The following is a 15,605-nucleotide window of genomic DNA, read 5'->3' as shown; positions in this document are numbered from 1 at the left end:
CGACCCGCTGCTCGCCTGCGTCGCGCCCGAAGACGGGCTGCTGGAGTACGGGATCGTGGAGTACCGGCTGCGCCTCCGGTACCCGGACCTCTTCCGCGCCCACGTCGCTGAGGGAGGGCACGTACTGCTGGGCCCGACGCAGACCACCGCGTCCGCCGTTCGCTTCGGGGTGGCGCTGGGTCGGCTGGCCCGCTCGGGGCATCTGGACTTCCGGTTCGGGCCGGCGACGGGCGCGTGGTCGTACAACGGCAAGGTGTCGTACTGGTGCCGGCCGCCGCAGGACGGGCGCTCGATGGTCTCCTGGACGGAGTTCTGCGCATCGATCGGACGGTCAGCCGGGTGGACGGACGACGACCGTGCTGCGGTGGGCGCTTCTCCACCCAACAACTGACCTCGCCCGCAGACCCGCCCGCCCGGTAGGTGGGGGCGACGAGACAGACGCGCTGCCTGTGGATGCAGTCTTGCCGCGACAACTTTGCTCGATCTCAGTTGGCGGAGAGTCGAGTGCTTCGGAGCACTCGGTCGGCGCATTTCAGGCCGGCGGGAGTCCTGGGGCCCCGGTGACGTAGGGGGTCGCCACGCCTCCCTGGGCCGCATAATGCCGCTCCTCTGCTTCGCCGAACGCCTAGCCTGATCCAAACGCCTTGACGCCAGACGTAGGGCTGTCGGCTTGGGGAGGAAACAAGACGTGACTGCTGAGAGCAATACGCCCGTTCCGGTGTGGACGCTCGCCACCGATGACGTGAGCGTTCCCGACGTGCTCGGCGATGAGGGCATGACACCCGCCCGCCTGGCCGAGCTGAGAACGGTTCTGGCGACGCTCGCGGCTTCTCCGATCGCGACGCTCGAGGCGCATCCGATGCCGACCGCACGCAGTCGGGATGGCGGCATCTCGCTGCACGCAGCCAGTCCGCTCGCACAGCAGTTGTCGCAGCTGATGTCTCAGACAGCGAAGTCCGCGCCGACGGACAACATCGCTGCCAGTGGCGAGGTGCTCTACCGGATGGTGGTTCCTGCGAAGGTGGCCGCGCAGGTCGGCAAGGGACTCGTCCGGTCAATGCCGTCCAAGCAGGTCGCCGGGGGTGTTCACAGCGCTCTCATGAACTCCACCGGAATCGCGGCTAATGCCACCTTCGTTCCCGTTGCGGGCAAAGCGGCAGCTGCTGGCGCGGCAACTGGCTCCGCAGCTACGGCAGGTGTGGCAGTTGCAGGCGCTGGGGCCCTGACGGTGGCGGCGCCCCTAGTGCTCATGGCCGTCGCGGTCAGTATCAGTGCCCATGCCGATCACCAGCGGCAGGCGGCGATGGAGCGGATTACCGACCTGCTGGAGCAGTTGCACGAGGACAAGTTGGACGACGAACGCAGCGAACTCGGCGGTTGCCGCGACGCCATCGAGAAGGCGACCTCAGTTCTCCTCGACCAAGGACGCGTCGGCGCGTCTTTGGGCCTCGACTCGGCCGTGCACACGATCAGCACGTCGATCGAGCGGACTCGTAATCGGCTCACCAAATGGCAGGCGGCACTCGCCGCCCTGTCGGAGGGGCCGGTCGAGATCGGAGCCCTCGCGAAGGCATTCCCCGGCATCAACGAGGAAGGTGGCGCCTTCCGTGCGCACCTTGAACTCGCGCGGCTGGCGATTGCTCTAAAGCGTCGGGTGCTCGTCCTTCAAGCTGTTGAGCATGCGCAACGGGAAGGTGCGAAACACCCGTTCACGGCGTTCGTCCGCACCTTGCAGGATGATGAGCGTCGCGTTGATGAACTGGAGCGTGAAATCTCCTCGGTCCTTCTCCGGCTGTCGACTCTCGAACTGAAGCCTTCCCGCGGCTTTCACAGCCTTGTGTGGACGCAAGGAGCGGTGGACGACCTGCTCAAGGGGGCTTATCGTCTTCGCGCTTTGGGCGACGGTCTCGACGGAGGGGTGCAGCAATCTGACGTTGCGATCGAGATCGAACGAGGCCGCGATGGATCACTGGTCGTCTTTCCCGCTGTTGCGGCTTGAACACATCGAATTGGCGCACAAGGTCGGAGTCGTACGGATCACGGCGGCGTGGCGGTGCCCCTCAGCTGCTGGCCTCGACGTTGTCGCCGGCCACAGTCCGTCCAGTGAGACGGGGGCCGCATCTCCGGTGGCATCTCCGGCGGGATTGCCGGAGGCATCGCCGGGTTCCGACGACGCGGGAACGGTGAAGACCGCTACGGCGGACAGTGAACGCCCGACCGCCAGCCGCGAGATTTGTTCACGATTGCGGCGTAGCTCACCTTTGGCGCTCGAGCCGCTCGGTGCGTGACACCTGCGGCGCCATGCCGGATCGCCGAACCGTCGGTGCCAGCTGTTCCACTCCGCACCCGGTCGTCGTAGGGGCGGCCGGGACACGGGGAGGGTCGTTGAGCGAGTCGGTTGGCGTGCAGGTGGGCAAGTCGTGTCCGTCGTGTGGGCGGGAGGACTCCGTCCCGCTGGTCTGGGGGCTGCCCGGCCCCGCGGACTTCGAGCTCGCCGAGCGCGGATTGGTCGCGCTGGGTGGCTGCATGGTGATGCCCGACGAGCCGACGCTGGTCTGCCGCGCCTGCGGAGCGCACTGGGGCTCGGACGGGGACGACGAGGAGAGCGACCTCCGCGGCTGATCGCCCGCGCGGTGCGATGCTGCGCGCAACGACCGACGACCACGGGGGAGTGGTGCAGGTGACCGGAGAGCGGGAGTGACGGCGCGGCGGTTCCCGGAGAACCCGGCGTTCGCCTCGTACGCCGAAGAGCTGTTCGCCGCCGCGCTGCTCGACCACCTGCCCGATGACGCCGTCGTCTTCTGCGGCCAGCGGTTCAGCGACCGCCGGGAGGACCGCGAGGCCGACCTCATCGTCGCCTGGCCCGGCGTCGGCATCGCCGTCGTCGAGGTCAAGGGCGGCAGCGTCTACCTGCAGAACGGCCAGTGGCGGCAGTCCGGGCGCACCCGCGACAAGGTCATCCACCCGGTCGACCAGGCCCGGATCTGCAAGTACCTGCTGCGCGACTACCTCGACAAGCACCCGCGCTGGTCGGCCGGCAACGCCAGGCTCGGGCACCTCGTCGCGCTGCCGACCACCACCCTGCCGGACGACTTCCGCGCGCCGGACCTGCCACGGTGGATGGTCGTCGATCAGACCGACCTGCCCCATGCGGCGAGCCGCATCGAAACGGCGCTGCGCAAGCTGGTCGACGTCCCCGAGCCGCCCACGCACGCCGACGTCGACGCGCTGGTCGACTGCCTGGCCGGTGCGGCCATCCCGCAGCGGGACCTGGTCGCCGACCTCGCCGAACGGGAGGCTGCCTGCGACCTGTTGACCCGGGAGCAGGCCGACGTCCTCGACCGGCTGGCGCTGCTCGACCGGGTGGAGATCCGTGGCGGCGCGGGCTCGGGCAAGACCTGGCTGGCCATCGAGAAGGCCCGCCGGCTGGCGAACGAGGGCAAGCGGGTCGCGCTCATGTGCTACTCGCGCGGCCTGGCCGAGTACCTCACCCGCCGGACCCATCAGCTGCGGCGGCGGGAGCGGCCGGCGTACGTCGGCACCTTCCACAACCTCGGCATCGGCTGGGGGGTGCCGGTGGGTTCGGACGACGACAGCGGCTACTGGGAGGAGCTGCTGCCCGACCGCATGGTCGCGCTCGCCGGCGACCTGCCGGTGGGGGAGCGGTTCGACGCGATCGTCATCGACGAGGCGCAGGACTTCGCGCAGAGCTGGTGGGCGGCCGTCCTTGCCGCACTGAAGAACCCCGATGAGGGCTGCCTGTACGTGTTCGCCGACGAGGGGCAGCGGGTGTTCGCCCGGCAGGGCCGGCCGACGGTCGACCTGGTGCCGATCCCGCTGACGGAGAACCTGCGCAACACCAAGCAGATCGCCGGCACCTTCTCCAGCCTGGCGCCGGCGCAAATGCGCAGTCGCGGGCAGCAGGGCGTGCCGGTGCGGTTCATCCAGTGCGCCAGCGAGGACGCCGTCGGGGTCGCCGACGACGCCGCTGACGCGCTGCTCGACGAGGGGTGGCCCCCGCAGTCGGTGGCGCTGCTGACCACCTACAGCCGGCACCCGGTGCAGGTGGAGCGGCAGGCGGAGGGGCAGGACGCCTACTGGGCGAGCTACTGGGACGACGAGGACCTCTTCTACGGGCACGTTCTCGGCTTCAAGGGGCTGGAGCGGCCGGCGATCGTGCTCGCGGTCAACGGCTTCCGGCTCGAGGAGCGGGCTCGCGAGATGCTCTACGTCGGACTCAGCCGAGCGCGGGACCTGCTCGTCGTCTGTGGTGACCTCGAGCTGATCCGCCGCGTGGGCGGCGACGCGGTGGCCGGGCGCCTGACCGGCAGGCGCAGTAGCTGACCCCCCCGTCGCCGGCGGAGCGCCCATCACCTGATCGGGTGATCCGGCTGCCGCAACCGCCCCGACCGGCCGACTTCTGTCAGAGGGGTCCGAGAACCTCCAGCCCCCCACCGCCCCCGAGGAGCCGCATGCGCATCGTCCACGCCGCCGACCTGCACATCGATAGCCCGCTGCGCGGCCTGTCCCGCCTCGAGGACGAGGACGTCGCCCGCCAGCTCCGCCAGGCCTCGAGGCGCGCACTTGAGCGGCTGGTGCGTCTGGTCGTCGACGAGCGGGCGGACGCCCTGGTGCTGGCCGGCGACATCTACGACGGCGACTGGGCCGACTACGCAACCGGTCGCTTTTTCGCCCAGCAGATGGGCGTCCTGCACGAGCAGGGCATCCCGGTGTTCTCGGCCGCCGGCAACCACGACGCCGACAGCCAGATCACCCGAACGCTGACCCTGCCGCCGAACGTCACCGTGCTGTCCACCGAGGCCCCGGAGACGCGCATCCTGGATGACCTCGGGCTCGCCGTGCACGGCCAGGGCTACCCGACCCGCGACGTCACGGCGAACCTGCTGCTCGCCTACCCCGACCGGGTTCCCGGGCTGGTCAACGTCGGCATTCTGCACACCGCCGTGGCCGGGGCGGAGGGCCACGCGCACTACGCGCCGTGCAGCCCGGAGGACCTGGAGCGGGCCGACTACGACTACTTCGCGCTCGGGCACGTGCACGAGCACAAGGTGGTCACGGAGGGCCACCGGGTGGCGGCGTTCTCCGGCAATCTGCAGGGCCGCCACCCCAAAGAGACCGGCCCGAAGGGCGCCCTGCTCGTCGACGTCGAACCGGACGGGCAGGCCCAGCTGCGGCACGTGCCGCTGGACGTCGCCCGCTGGGCCGCGCTAGACGTCGACGCGACCGGGGCAGCGGATCTCGACGACGTGCTCGGCCAGGTCGACCGGGCCGTGCAGGAGGCCGCGCTCGCGGCCGACGGGCGGCTGCTCGTCGCCCGGGTGACCGTACGCGGGACGACCCGCGCAGCGTCGGTGCTGGCCGATCGCGAGCGGCTGCACGAAGAGGTCGGGCTCGTCGCCGAGCGGCGCGGCGTCACCGTGGAGAAGGCCCGTTCCCGTGCAGTCACCCCGGACGAGCGGGGCTCGATCGAGCCGGATTTGCTGTCGGCGATCGAGCAGGCCTCCGCGGCACTGGTCGGGGCCCCCGAGCGCCTGCTGGAGCTCGCCCGTCCGCTGGAACGCGAGCTCGGCCGGGCCCTGCGCGGCGGTGACGGCCTGGACCTCAAGGACCCGGATGCGCTCGCCGAGCTGGCGTCCGAAGCGGTCACCGGGCTCCTCGCGCAGCTCGCCGGGAAGGAGAGCTGATGTTCATCCGGTCGCTCCTGCTGCAGCGCTACGGCAGCTTCACCGATCGCCTCGTCGACTTCGGGCCGGGCAGCCTGAGCCTGGTCGTCGGCCCCAACGAGACGGGCAAGTCGACCTCCCTGGACGCGCTGTCGGACCTGCTGTGGGGCATCCCGACGCAGTCACCGCAGGCGTTCCGCCACGGTCGGCCATCGCTGGCGCTAGAGGCTGCCCTCGAGCTGCCCGGCGAAGAGCGGGTCGAGGTCCGTCGCCGCAGCACCGGCCTGACCCACATCGACACCGGTGCCGACGTCCCACCGGTCTGGCAGACCGGTGGAGATTCCCGCGCCCGCTGGCGGGAGAGCTTCGGCCTGTCGCACGCCCAGCTGCGGGAGGGCGGCCGACTGCTCTGCGAGGGCAGCGGTGATCTCGCCGAGCTGGTGTTCACCGCCCGCAGCGGCCGAGCCGTACGCGAGCTGCTCACCGCGGTCGAGGCAACCGCCGACGGCCTGTATAAGGAGCACCGGGGGAACAGGAGCGTCGCGGTGCGCCAGGCCCTCGCCGACTACGAGGAGGCGCGGGCCCGGGCGAAGGGCGCCACCGCGGTGGCCTCGCAGGTCGCCGCCGCCACCGAGGCCGCCGCACTGGCCACCTCGGAGGTCCGGCGCGCGGAGCGGTGGGTGCAGGACGCCCGTGCTGCGCTGGCCGAGGCGGAGCAGCGGCAGCGTGCCGCGCCCGACGCCCGCCGGCTCGCCGACGCCCGCGCTCAGGCGGCCGCCGTCCATGCAGCGGGTACGGCCCTCGACCCGGAGCGGCTCGTTGTGTACGAGCAGCTCCGCAAGGAGCTCGACGCCGCGGACCAGTCACTGGCGGCGCTGGAGCAGGAGCGCGCTGACCTCACCGCCCGCCGCGCGGCCGTGGTGGTCGAGGACGCCGTCCTCACCGACGCCGAACAGATCCGGGCGCTGCACCTGGAGGCCGAGGCACGCGCCGCCGATGGGCGGCAGGCTCGGCAGCTGGCCGAGCAGGTGGCGGAGCTCGACCGGCAGGTCGGCGCACTGGTCGCCGAGCTGGTCGGCGACACCGCGGACCGGTCGCTCGTCGAGACGCTGGCTGCGCTGCACGTGCCCGCCGACCGGATCGCGCAGCTCGACGCGCTGGCAGCGGAGGTGCAGCAGGCGGAGCAGCGGCTCGCCGCACGGGACGACGCGTTGCGGGATGCGACCCGGCGGCTGGCCGAGGCCGGTGCCCGCGGGCCCGACCTCGACCTGGACGCCGTCGCTGCCGTCCGGGAGGCGCACGAGGCGATCGAGGCCGGGGGCTCGGCGGTGGCCGCTCAGCGGGCAGCGGTGGCTGCGCGGGCCGAGGCGCTCCGCCGGCGCGCGGAGTCGCTCCGCCTCGCGGGCCTGCCCGCCGGCGCCGCCGTACCGGTGGACATCCCGTCGACGGCGGCGATCCGAAGCGCGACCGAGGAACTCGGGACCGCCACGACGGCGCTGACGGAGGCGGACGGTCGGCTGCGACGCGGGCAGGCGGCGGTCGAGGAGACCCGCCGACTGCTCACCGCCGAGCACCAGGCCGCGCTCCCCGAGCCCGAGGACCTCGCGGCCAGCCGAGCGCGGCGGGACGCCGCGGTCACCGAGCTGATCGCAGCCTGCCGAGACGGGCAGCCGACCGGGGAGTCGACCGGCAGGGTACTCGAGGGCGTCGCGGCCGCCGATGCGGTGGCCGACCTGCTGCTCGCCCACGCCGACGCGGTCGCGAGACGGTCCGAGCTGATCAAGGTCCTGCGCGAGCGCGAGGCCGAGTGCGCCGCGGCGGTCGAGGAGTTGGCGGCCCGTACCGAGCACCGGCAGAGCGTGGTCGCCAGGTGGGCTGCGCTGTGGCCGGGTCTCGGCACCGCCGTTCCCTCGCCCGCTGACGCCGCCGAGGTACGCCGCCACCTCGACGACGCCCGCGCGGCGGGGGAGGAGTCGGCTGCGGCAGACGACCTGCTGGCCGGACTCCAGCAGCAGGTCGACGCCCAGGTGGGCGCCCTGTCTACGGCGCTCGCGCGGGCCGGGCGGCCGCGCCCGGACGCCGACCTCGACGGCCTGCAGACGGCGGCCCGTGCGCTGCTGGCCGAGGCCGATGCGGCGGCCGGCCGGCGTGCTGCCATCGACGAGCTCAGGAGGACGGAAGAGGACCACCGCCGGGAGCGCGACGACGCGGGGGCTGACGAACTCGCCGTGCGGGGACGCTGGCGCGAGCTGCTGGCCGCGGCTGGCGTGCCGGACGACCTCGGCGTGGTGGCCTGGCACCGCCGTCGCGACCTGGTGGGCCAGGCGCACCAGCGCCAGCGCGAGGCCGACGGGCTGCGCCGGCAGGCCGACGAGGCCGGGGCGCGGGCCCGGGCCTTCGGTGCCGAGGTCGTGGCGCTGGCCCGGCGGTATGCCGTTCCCACCGACGACCCGACGGCCGCGATCGGCGCCCTCTCCCGGCGCCGGGAGGTGGCGCTCGCCGCCCGTCGGACAGCCGAGGACCTCGACGGTCAGGTCGCTGGCCTTCGTTCTCGGGTCGACGACGAGGAGGCCGGGCAGGCCGCCGCGTGGCGGGCCCTCGACGAGCAGCGGGCGTCGGTCGGGGCGGTGGATGTGGACGAGCTCGCGATGGCCGCCCAGCGTGGCCGTCGGGTCGCCGAGCTCGGCGACGACGCCGAGCGGTTCACCGACCTGATCCGGGCCGCCGCGCCGGATCTGGACCTGGATGCGCTGGTCGAGGAGCACGCCGGCACTGAGCCGGAGGTGCTGGCCGCATGCTGCGAGGAAGCCCGAGCGGAGCGGAACCAGGCAGAGGACGACCTGCAGACCGCTGTTCGGCACGAGGCGGAGGCCAAGCAGCGGCAGCGGGAGCTGACCACCGGTGATGGTGCGGCGGTCCTGCACGCGCGGGCGCAGGAGCGGCTGGCCGACGTGGGCGAACGAGTCGAGCGCTACCTGGTCGCGCGGATTCAGGCCGAAGTGCTGCGCGGCGAGCTGGAGGCCTACCAGCGGAAGCACGCCTCGCCGCTGCTGGACGAGGCCGGGAAGATCCTGCAGCGGCTGAGCGATGGGCGGTACGTGGCGCTGGGTGTCGCCCACCGGAACGGCGGCCGCGGTCTGGCCATCGTCGGCGCGGACGAGGAGCAACACACCCCGGATGAGCTGTCGGAGGGGACGGCGGACCAGGTTTTCCTCGCGCTGCGACTCGCGGGGATCGCCTCGCTCCAGCGGGAGCGAGTGGCAGCTGGGGCGCCGACCCTGCCGGTGGTCCTGGACGACGTCCTCATGACCTTCGACGACGGCCGCGCGACGGCGGCGCTGCGGGTCATGGCGGAGCTGTCTCGCCAGTGGCAGGTCATCGTGTTCAGTCACCACGCGCACCTGGCGGCGCTGGCCGAGTCGCTCTCCCTTTCCGCTCTCACGGTGGCGCACCTGGCGCCGCCGCCGGACGTGGAGGCCCGTCGCTCGGCGGAGGAGGTGCGGATCCGCGCTCGCACGCTGTCGGTCGGCACCAGCGCTGCGCCCACGGCGGTCGTAACCGCTCGGCCCTCACGGTCGGCTGGAGGCGCACCGGGTCCCGGCCCGACGGGCGTGAGCACCGGCGTAGTGCGGGAGTGGGCCCGGTCGGCCGGTTACGACGTCGGTGAGCGGGGGCGCATTCCGGCTGAGGTCTGGGCTGCCTACGAGCAGGCACACCGCTGACGGCCAGGCGGCCCCGAGACGGCCGCCGGGTGGAGCGACCCCAGGTCGCCCGTACATCGCCGCGACGTCGTCGACCACGGCGGCGAGTACGGCGTCCAGTGCGCCGTTCGCGTCGTCGTGGTCAGGTAGGCGAACCGCTGCATGCTCTGCATGCCGCGGCACCCCGGCGACGTTGTCGGCGATGCGCAGCGCGCACACCGCCGGCCTCAGCGACGGCCAGACAACGCCGTTGCTTTCCGTCGCACGCTCCGGGTCAGTTCGGGACGGCGACAGCGACTGGTGTGGCCGGCCGGTCGGCACGAGTACCAGCACTCGATCGGGTGGAGTTGCAGGGCTGCGACCGGTGAGGGTCCCGCGCGATGGCAGGGTGCGGGCCAGGAGCGCGCGCAGGGAGCGAGGTTCGGTGACCACCTACCGCCGCAAGGGGCATTGGCGTCGAGGCCCTGATGGCCGCAAGCACTGGGTCGCCGAGCACACCGTGACAAGGGGATCGTCCGGAAGGCGACGGACGTCGGTGCGGTCGTCGTCCTATTCGACCGCGTGGGTCTCCGAGAGCCGTTCGAGGACGTCTCCGCGCCCCTCGCCGGTGCGCTACCCGGCGTTGCCCTACTCCGCCCGCTGGTTGAAGCCGAACGCGCGCTGTCCCGTGTGCGGCGCAGCCGTCTACTTCTGGGCGAATGCGGAGGGAAGCCGTATCTACTTTGACGAGATGGGGCCACCATGGCCCAAGCACCCGTGCACCGACACCCGACTCCTGGTCGGCGACGGTGGCTCGTGGGCGCCGTACAAGACTCGGTCGAGCCCTGAGATGGCTGCGCACGCTGGTGACTTCCGAGGACGGTTCTCGGTGCCGCCTGCTCAGGCCTACGAGCTCGAGGACGTCGTTTGGAACGGCGATGCGTGGTCGTTGCACGTTCGGCGAGTTGGCCTTCTGCGTTGGAGGACGGTCTTCGTGGTCAACCACCCGATCGCCTGGACGCCGGGCCAACTGGTCTTCGTTTCGCAGGGGCGGCTGTCGCTGCTTAACCCGGCAACTCTGCAAGTGCTCTGGTTCCCCGCCGTCACGGCCAAGCAAGCTGCTCGGCGCTGATCGACGAGTCGTTCACGGTGTGCAGGATGCGGCTCGTGCGCGAGGCGGTGCTCGGGCGGTTGCCGTACTGGGCGGCCACACCTTCCGCCGGATGATGCTGCCCACCTGGTCGAGGTCTCCGACTGCACCTGAGGACACGGTGCCTGACCGGCGGCGCCTCATCGGCGCCGTGACCTGTGACGTCTACGGCGCGGACGGTCGTCGAATGTCGGACCCCCGTGACAAGGTCCTGACGCTCAATCCGCGCATCACCACGGGGGCTCACCATGTCGTGTTGACTGCTGGCCTCGGGGGGCTGAGGTGCACCGCAGCGACGGGCGGCTGGTCCTCAGCCCGACCGACCTGACCCGCCACCAGGAGTGCCACCACCTCACGGCGCTCAACCAGGCCGTCGTCGACGGCACGCTCGCCCCGTCAACGGGCAGTGACGGGACCTCGCTGGTCGCCGACCTCGGCACCGCCCACGAGCTCGCCTACCTCGAGTCGCTGGAGGCGCAGGGCCTCACGGTCGCCCGGCTGCAGGGGCAGCGCAGCGAGGCGGCCACTGTCGAGGCGATGCGCGCCGGCGTCGACGTCGTCCACCAGGCGACGTTGTGCGACGGGACGTGGAGCGGCCAGGCCGACTTCCTGCTCGAGACGGCGGAGCCGTCGGACCTCGGCGACTGGTCCTACGAGGTCGCCGACGCCAAGCTCGCCCGTTGCGTCAAGGTGCCCGCGCTGCTGCAGATGGCCACCTACGCCGACCGGCTCACCGCCCTGCAGGGCCGCGCGCCCGAGCGGATCTCCGTGATCACCGGCGAGGGCGTCGCCCGCCCCTGGCGGCTGGTTGACGTCGCCGCCTACGCCCGCCGGGCGCGCACCCGGCTCGAATCCTTCGTCGCCGCCGTTCCGCGCACCAGCTCGGTGCCGCGTTGTGGCGGTCGCTGCAGGGCACCGGCTGGACCGACGCCGAAGGGGAGCGGCACGTCATCGGCGTGGACGACGTGCTGGTGGTCGCTCCGTACAAATATCAGGTGGCGCTGATTCGCGGGTTGCTGCCCGACGGCGCCCGGGTCGGGACGGTGGACAAGTTCCAAGGGCAGGAGGCGCCGGTCGTCCTCTATTCGATGACGTCGACCAGCGCGGGGGATGCGCCCCGCGGGGTCTCGTGCCTGTACGACCTGCACCGGTTGAACGTGGCGGTGTCGCGGGCGAAGGCGCTGGCCGTGGTGGTGATGAGCGAGGAGCTGCTGGACGCCCCGGTGCGGACGCCTGAGCAATTGCGCCAGGTGAATGCGCTGTGTCGACTTGTCGAGATGGCGACCGTCGCTGGGTGAGGCGAGTCGGCAGGGACTTAGGTATGACCTGTGGCTGGGCCAGCTCCCTGCGATCGGCGAGCCGAGCCCACTCGGAAGAGCTGCATGCGTGGCTGACGGGGCGCCGGCCTTGTTCGAGACCAGATGGGGCTCGGCCCGGCTGCGTCCGAGCTTTCGGCAGCGCAGCCGCCCCGTGAGCGGTGGACCAGCCTGTCTGCCTGCGTCCTGGACGCCGTGTGGAGCGTGGGTGCGGACCATGACCGGGTCGTGGTTCCGCTGGTGCACCGGGTGCTCATTCCTGCCGCGACAGGTGACCTGACCGCCGAGTCGGCGCCGGACGTCGACACTCACCCGCTGCCCCGACTGCTCACCCGCTTTCGGGACGAAGATGCGCTTCAGGAGTCCGCGCGGAACAGGCAGCGGACGTCCATCCGCAACGGCGTGACCAAGGCCGACGCCGCGCTCCGCTACGCCCGCACCCTCGTCAACCACGGAGTCCTCGGCCTCGAGGACCTGCCGTGGCTGCTGGCGGATCCCGAGTCGTGGTCGCGCGTCGACCGCGCGCTAAGCCGGATCCCGGGTGAAGGCGACCACGGGGCCCGGCGCAGTTACTTCTGGACGCTCTGCGGGGTCGAGGAGCAGACCACGCTAGGCACCTCGTTGCTCTAGAGCTCAGGCCGACCGATCACGGCAGCGTCGGACGTGTGGCTGGACAAGTAGAACTCCACGATCGACGGCCGCCGCTGCCGGAGCGCGAGGAAGGTCGCCGCGTGGGATCTGATCGCGGTCTCCAGCCGCTGTTGGGCCGACGGGGCAGCACGCTCCGGCGCCTTGTCCGGCAGCCAGCCATAGTCACGGTCCACCCAGGCCGCCAGCTGGTCGAGTGCCTTCTTCTCCAGCTGGCGAATGCGCTCGCGGGTCACCCCGAAGACGCTGCCGATCTCGTCGAGGGTCATGGGGTCGCAGTCGTCGAACCCAAAGCGCATGCGGAGGATCTGTCGCTCTCTCGGAGGAAGTCGCTCCAGGGCAGGACTGGCGATGAGAAACCACTCGAACCGGTCGAGGTGGTTGCCGTCGTCGCGGAGAAAGTTGGATGACCACGCGTACTCAGGGTCCTCGTCGAGAAGGGCGTCGAGACTGACCGTCTGGGCGTACCAACGCACGTAGTCGTCAGCGTCGCTCAAGGGCAAGCCTGTGACGGACGCGATCTCCTTGGCCGACTTCGGGCTGTGACCGTTCAGGCGCGCTCGCTCGACTTCGGCATGCGTCACATTCAGCTTCTCGACCATGTGCACCGGCACGCGAATAACGCGGGCTTGGTCGGCCAGACTGCGAGTGATGCCTTGCCGGATCCACCAGGTCGCGTACGTGGAGAACTTCAGCCCGTGCGTGTAGTCGAACTTCTCGACGGCGCGGATGAGGCCCAGGTTGCCCTCTTGGATCAGGTCCAGGAACGCCATGCCGCGGCCGGTGTAGCGCTTGACGAGGGAGACCACCAGGCGGAGGTTGGCCTCCAGCAGGTGGTTCTTAGCGCGCTCGCCGTCGCGCACGATCCAGTGCAGGTCGCGTCTGTACTGAGGACTGAGTCGGGTGCCCGACGCCGCGACGTCGTCGAGACGCACGTGGGCGAAGATGCCGGCCTCGATGCGCTTGGCGAGGTCGACCTCCTCCTCGGCGGTGAGCAGGGCGACCTTGCCGATCTGCTTGAGGTAGGCGCGGACGGAGTCGGCCGACGCGGTGAGCTCGGCGTCCTTGCGGGCCTGGCGCAGCGCCTCGGACTCCTCCTCGTCGTCCCACTCGGAGTCGGCGCTGCCCTCGGCGCGCGTGTCGTTGGCACCCAGACGGGCATCGTGGCGCTGGTCGGTCGGCGTTGTTTCCTCTCCCACTGCAACACCGAAGGGCGCGGCCGTGTGATGAATCGTCGGCTTGCGTACCGGGCTCTTCTTCGCCGTAGTTCTGGCGGCGACCTTCTTTGCTAGAACCTTTGGCGCGGGGGCCGGGCGGGTACCGGGTTGTGGCACCAGCGACCTGCTGACCGATGGCCTGGCGGAGGGTGGAGCCGTGGCACGAACGTGTGGGCCGCTGCTCTCGCCGCCCAGTAGGAACTCCAACAGTTCGGCGCGCTCTGCGGGCAACGCGTAGTCACCGTGGCGGCGGCTGTGCGGCATCACCGCAGCCAGCGGACTGTCGGCGTAGACGGTCGGGTCCTCGACCGTGCCCTTGGCGTACAGCATCACCAGCCGGGCGGCTCGGCCGTCGGATTTGGGCCTCAAGACGCGACCCAGACGCTGCACGAGCTGACGTCGGCTCCGGCTGGCGGCCACGATGACGGCGAGGTCGGCCTCGGGCACGTCGACCCCCTCGTCCAAGACACGGGGAGCCGCCAGCAGATGGGATGCGCGCTCGCGGAAAGCCGCCATCCGATCTCGGCGCTCGTCGCGGTCCAGCCCCGAGTACAAGGCGGCTGCTGGGATGCCGGACTCCTCGAACAGGCCCGCTGCGCTCTCAGCGCTCTCCTTGGTCTGTGTGAAGACGAGTGCGCCGTGCGCTGAGCGAACAGCCGGCTCCAGCACGGCGAGAACGTCCAGCTTGCCGCGGGAAGCAGCGAGCAGGGTGCGGCGAGCAGTCATCGGCCCGAGATAAGCGCGGGCAGCCAAGGACGCTGGATGGCTGCGGTCCTTCGCTGCGCGGTTCACCCGCAGGAAGAACTGGTCATATGGCTCGCGAGGGATGTTGTGCCGCCACTCGAGGTTCCGCGCTGCGACGTCCATGCGCTCGCCGCACTCGTCGTACTCGCGCTGCTCGACGGCTGTGAGTTCAACGCCGGCCAGCGCGATGTCGAAGGGAGCGATCACCCCGTCAGCCAGTGCGCGGTCGTACCAGAGCGTGAAGACGACATTGCCGAAGAACGGAGTCAGATGTGTCTCGACACCTCCGTCCTCACGCTCGAAGGTGGCCGTCAGTCCGAGGCGCTGGTCGAAGCCTGCCTCCAACGCCAGGGCGAAGGATGGTGCACCGTATCGATGGCACTCATCGGCGACCAGCAAGTCGCCTGGGCGCGGGCGCAGTGACCTGCGAGCTGCCGAGTGCACGATCGCAACGAGTACGTCGCAGTCGCTCAACTCGTCCTGACGACCGCCGCCGAGCTTCCCGATCGCGGCATCAGGCAACTGCTCAGCGAGTACGCGCCACCACTGGTCCTGCAGCTCGATCGTCGGCACGATGACGACGACCCGCCCGCCCGCTGCGAGGACATCTCGCGCCGCGCAGATCCCGACGAACGTCTTCCCGGCGCCGGTCACTGCCTCGACAACGCCACGGCTGCCCCGCTCGCGCCAAGCGGTGAGGGCATCCCGCTGCCAAGGGCGTAGCCGCGCCCAGATGTCCGGGTGCTGGGGCCTGACCGGCGCCTCGATCGGCTCCTCGTGCGCCGGGGGACCGGTCGGTTCCTCGATCGCTGGCTCGACAGCCGTCACTTGGGGCGCTGAGTCTGGCTTCGTCAAGGTTGGCAGCTGTGGAGGGTCAGACTGGGGTGGCGCGCTCACCACTGGCCGATCGAGCAGCCGGAGTTCGAGCTCGTCGATGCGAGAGCTCAGGGCGTCACGTTCCGCGCGCAGTGAGCGGTTCTCGGCCATGAGGCGTCGCAAGACGACCCATGGGTCGACAACGCCGTCATCGATCGGCAGTGACAAGACAACCCCCGTGCAGAAGCGCCGGCATCACTGCCTGCGGACCTGCGCACCGTAGGTCAGGAGTCGGACGGTTCGCGGGAATTTCGAGACGTTCCGTGCTCCGGTCGTGGCGGCCACCCGAT

General features: G+C 71.1%; 11 protein-coding genes. 10 read left to right on the top strand and 1 reads right to left on the bottom strand.

Annotation, left to right across the window (positions count from 1 at the left end; all coding sequences use genetic code 11):
• Positions 1-55 precede the first annotated feature (55 nt).
• The 10 genes from ACI79U_RS11965 (at position 56) to ACI79U_RS11920 (ending at position 12,460) form a co-directional block, all read left to right on the top strand.
• Complete coding sequence (locus ACI79U_RS11965) at positions 56-391, top strand: hypothetical protein (RefSeq protein WP_457067940.1); 336 nt, start codon at positions 56-58, stop codon at positions 389-391.
• Positions 392-688: 297 nt separating this feature from the next.
• Positions 689-1,999, top strand: a complete 1,311-nt coding sequence (locus ACI79U_RS11960) for a hypothetical protein (protein ID WP_457067942.1) — start codon at positions 689-691, stop codon at positions 1,997-1,999.
• Between the two features lie 386 nt (positions 2,000-2,385).
• On the top strand, positions 2,386-2,622 hold the full coding sequence (locus ACI79U_RS11955) for a hypothetical protein (protein ID WP_457067944.1): 237 nt from the start codon (positions 2,386-2,388) through the stop codon (positions 2,620-2,622).
• 75 nt (positions 2,623-2,697) lie between these two features.
• The gene (locus ACI79U_RS11950) at positions 2,698-4,344 is read left to right on the top strand and encodes an NERD domain-containing protein (RefSeq protein ID WP_457067946.1); all 1,647 of its coding nucleotides are present in this window, start codon (positions 2,698-2,700) and stop codon (positions 4,342-4,344) included.
• A 128-nt stretch (positions 4,345-4,472) separates the two neighbouring features.
• The gene (locus ACI79U_RS11945) at positions 4,473-5,705 is read left to right on the top strand and encodes a metallophosphoesterase family protein (protein WP_457067948.1); all 1,233 of its coding nucleotides are present in this window, start codon (positions 4,473-4,475) and stop codon (positions 5,703-5,705) included.
• Positions 5,705-9,406: an AAA family ATPase gene (locus ACI79U_RS11940; RefSeq protein WP_457067950.1), complete on the top strand. Its 3,702-nt coding sequence runs from the start codon at positions 5,705-5,707 to the stop codon at positions 9,404-9,406. Before ACI79U_RS11945 ends, ACI79U_RS11940 begins: the two co-directional genes overlap by 1 nt.
• 403 nt (positions 9,407-9,809) lie before the next feature.
• On the top strand, positions 9,810-10,496 hold the full coding sequence (locus ACI79U_RS11935) for a hypothetical protein (RefSeq protein ID WP_457072799.1): 687 nt from the start codon (positions 9,810-9,812) through the stop codon (positions 10,494-10,496).
• Between the two features lie 300 nt (positions 10,497-10,796).
• On the top strand, positions 10,797-11,519 hold the full coding sequence (locus tag ACI79U_RS11930; protein WP_457067952.1) for a hypothetical protein: 723 nt from the start codon (positions 10,797-10,799) through the stop codon (positions 11,517-11,519).
• Positions 11,471-11,812, top strand: coding sequence for a C-terminal helicase domain-containing protein (locus ACI79U_RS11925; protein WP_457067954.1), 342 nt, complete (start codon positions 11,471-11,473; stop codon positions 11,810-11,812). The genes ACI79U_RS11930 and ACI79U_RS11925 overlap by 49 nt, the downstream gene beginning before the upstream one ends.
• Before the next feature lie 246 nt (positions 11,813-12,058).
• Positions 12,059-12,460, top strand: coding sequence for a hypothetical protein (locus ACI79U_RS11920; RefSeq protein WP_457067956.1), 402 nt, complete (start codon positions 12,059-12,061; stop codon positions 12,458-12,460).
• On the opposite strand, the gene ACI79U_RS11915 is transcribed toward ACI79U_RS11920, so the two are convergent.
• The gene (locus tag ACI79U_RS11915; RefSeq protein WP_457067958.1) at positions 12,457-15,426 is read right to left on the bottom strand and encodes a sigma-70 family RNA polymerase sigma factor; all 2,970 of its coding nucleotides are present in this window, start codon (positions 15,424-15,426) and stop codon (positions 12,457-12,459) included. The genes ACI79U_RS11920 and ACI79U_RS11915 overlap by 4 nt on opposite strands.
• Positions 15,427-15,605 lie beyond the last annotated feature (179 nt).

The organism is Modestobacter sp. SYSU DS0904 (assembly GCF_054051115.1).
This window is presented reverse-complemented; position numbering and strand designations above follow the sequence as displayed.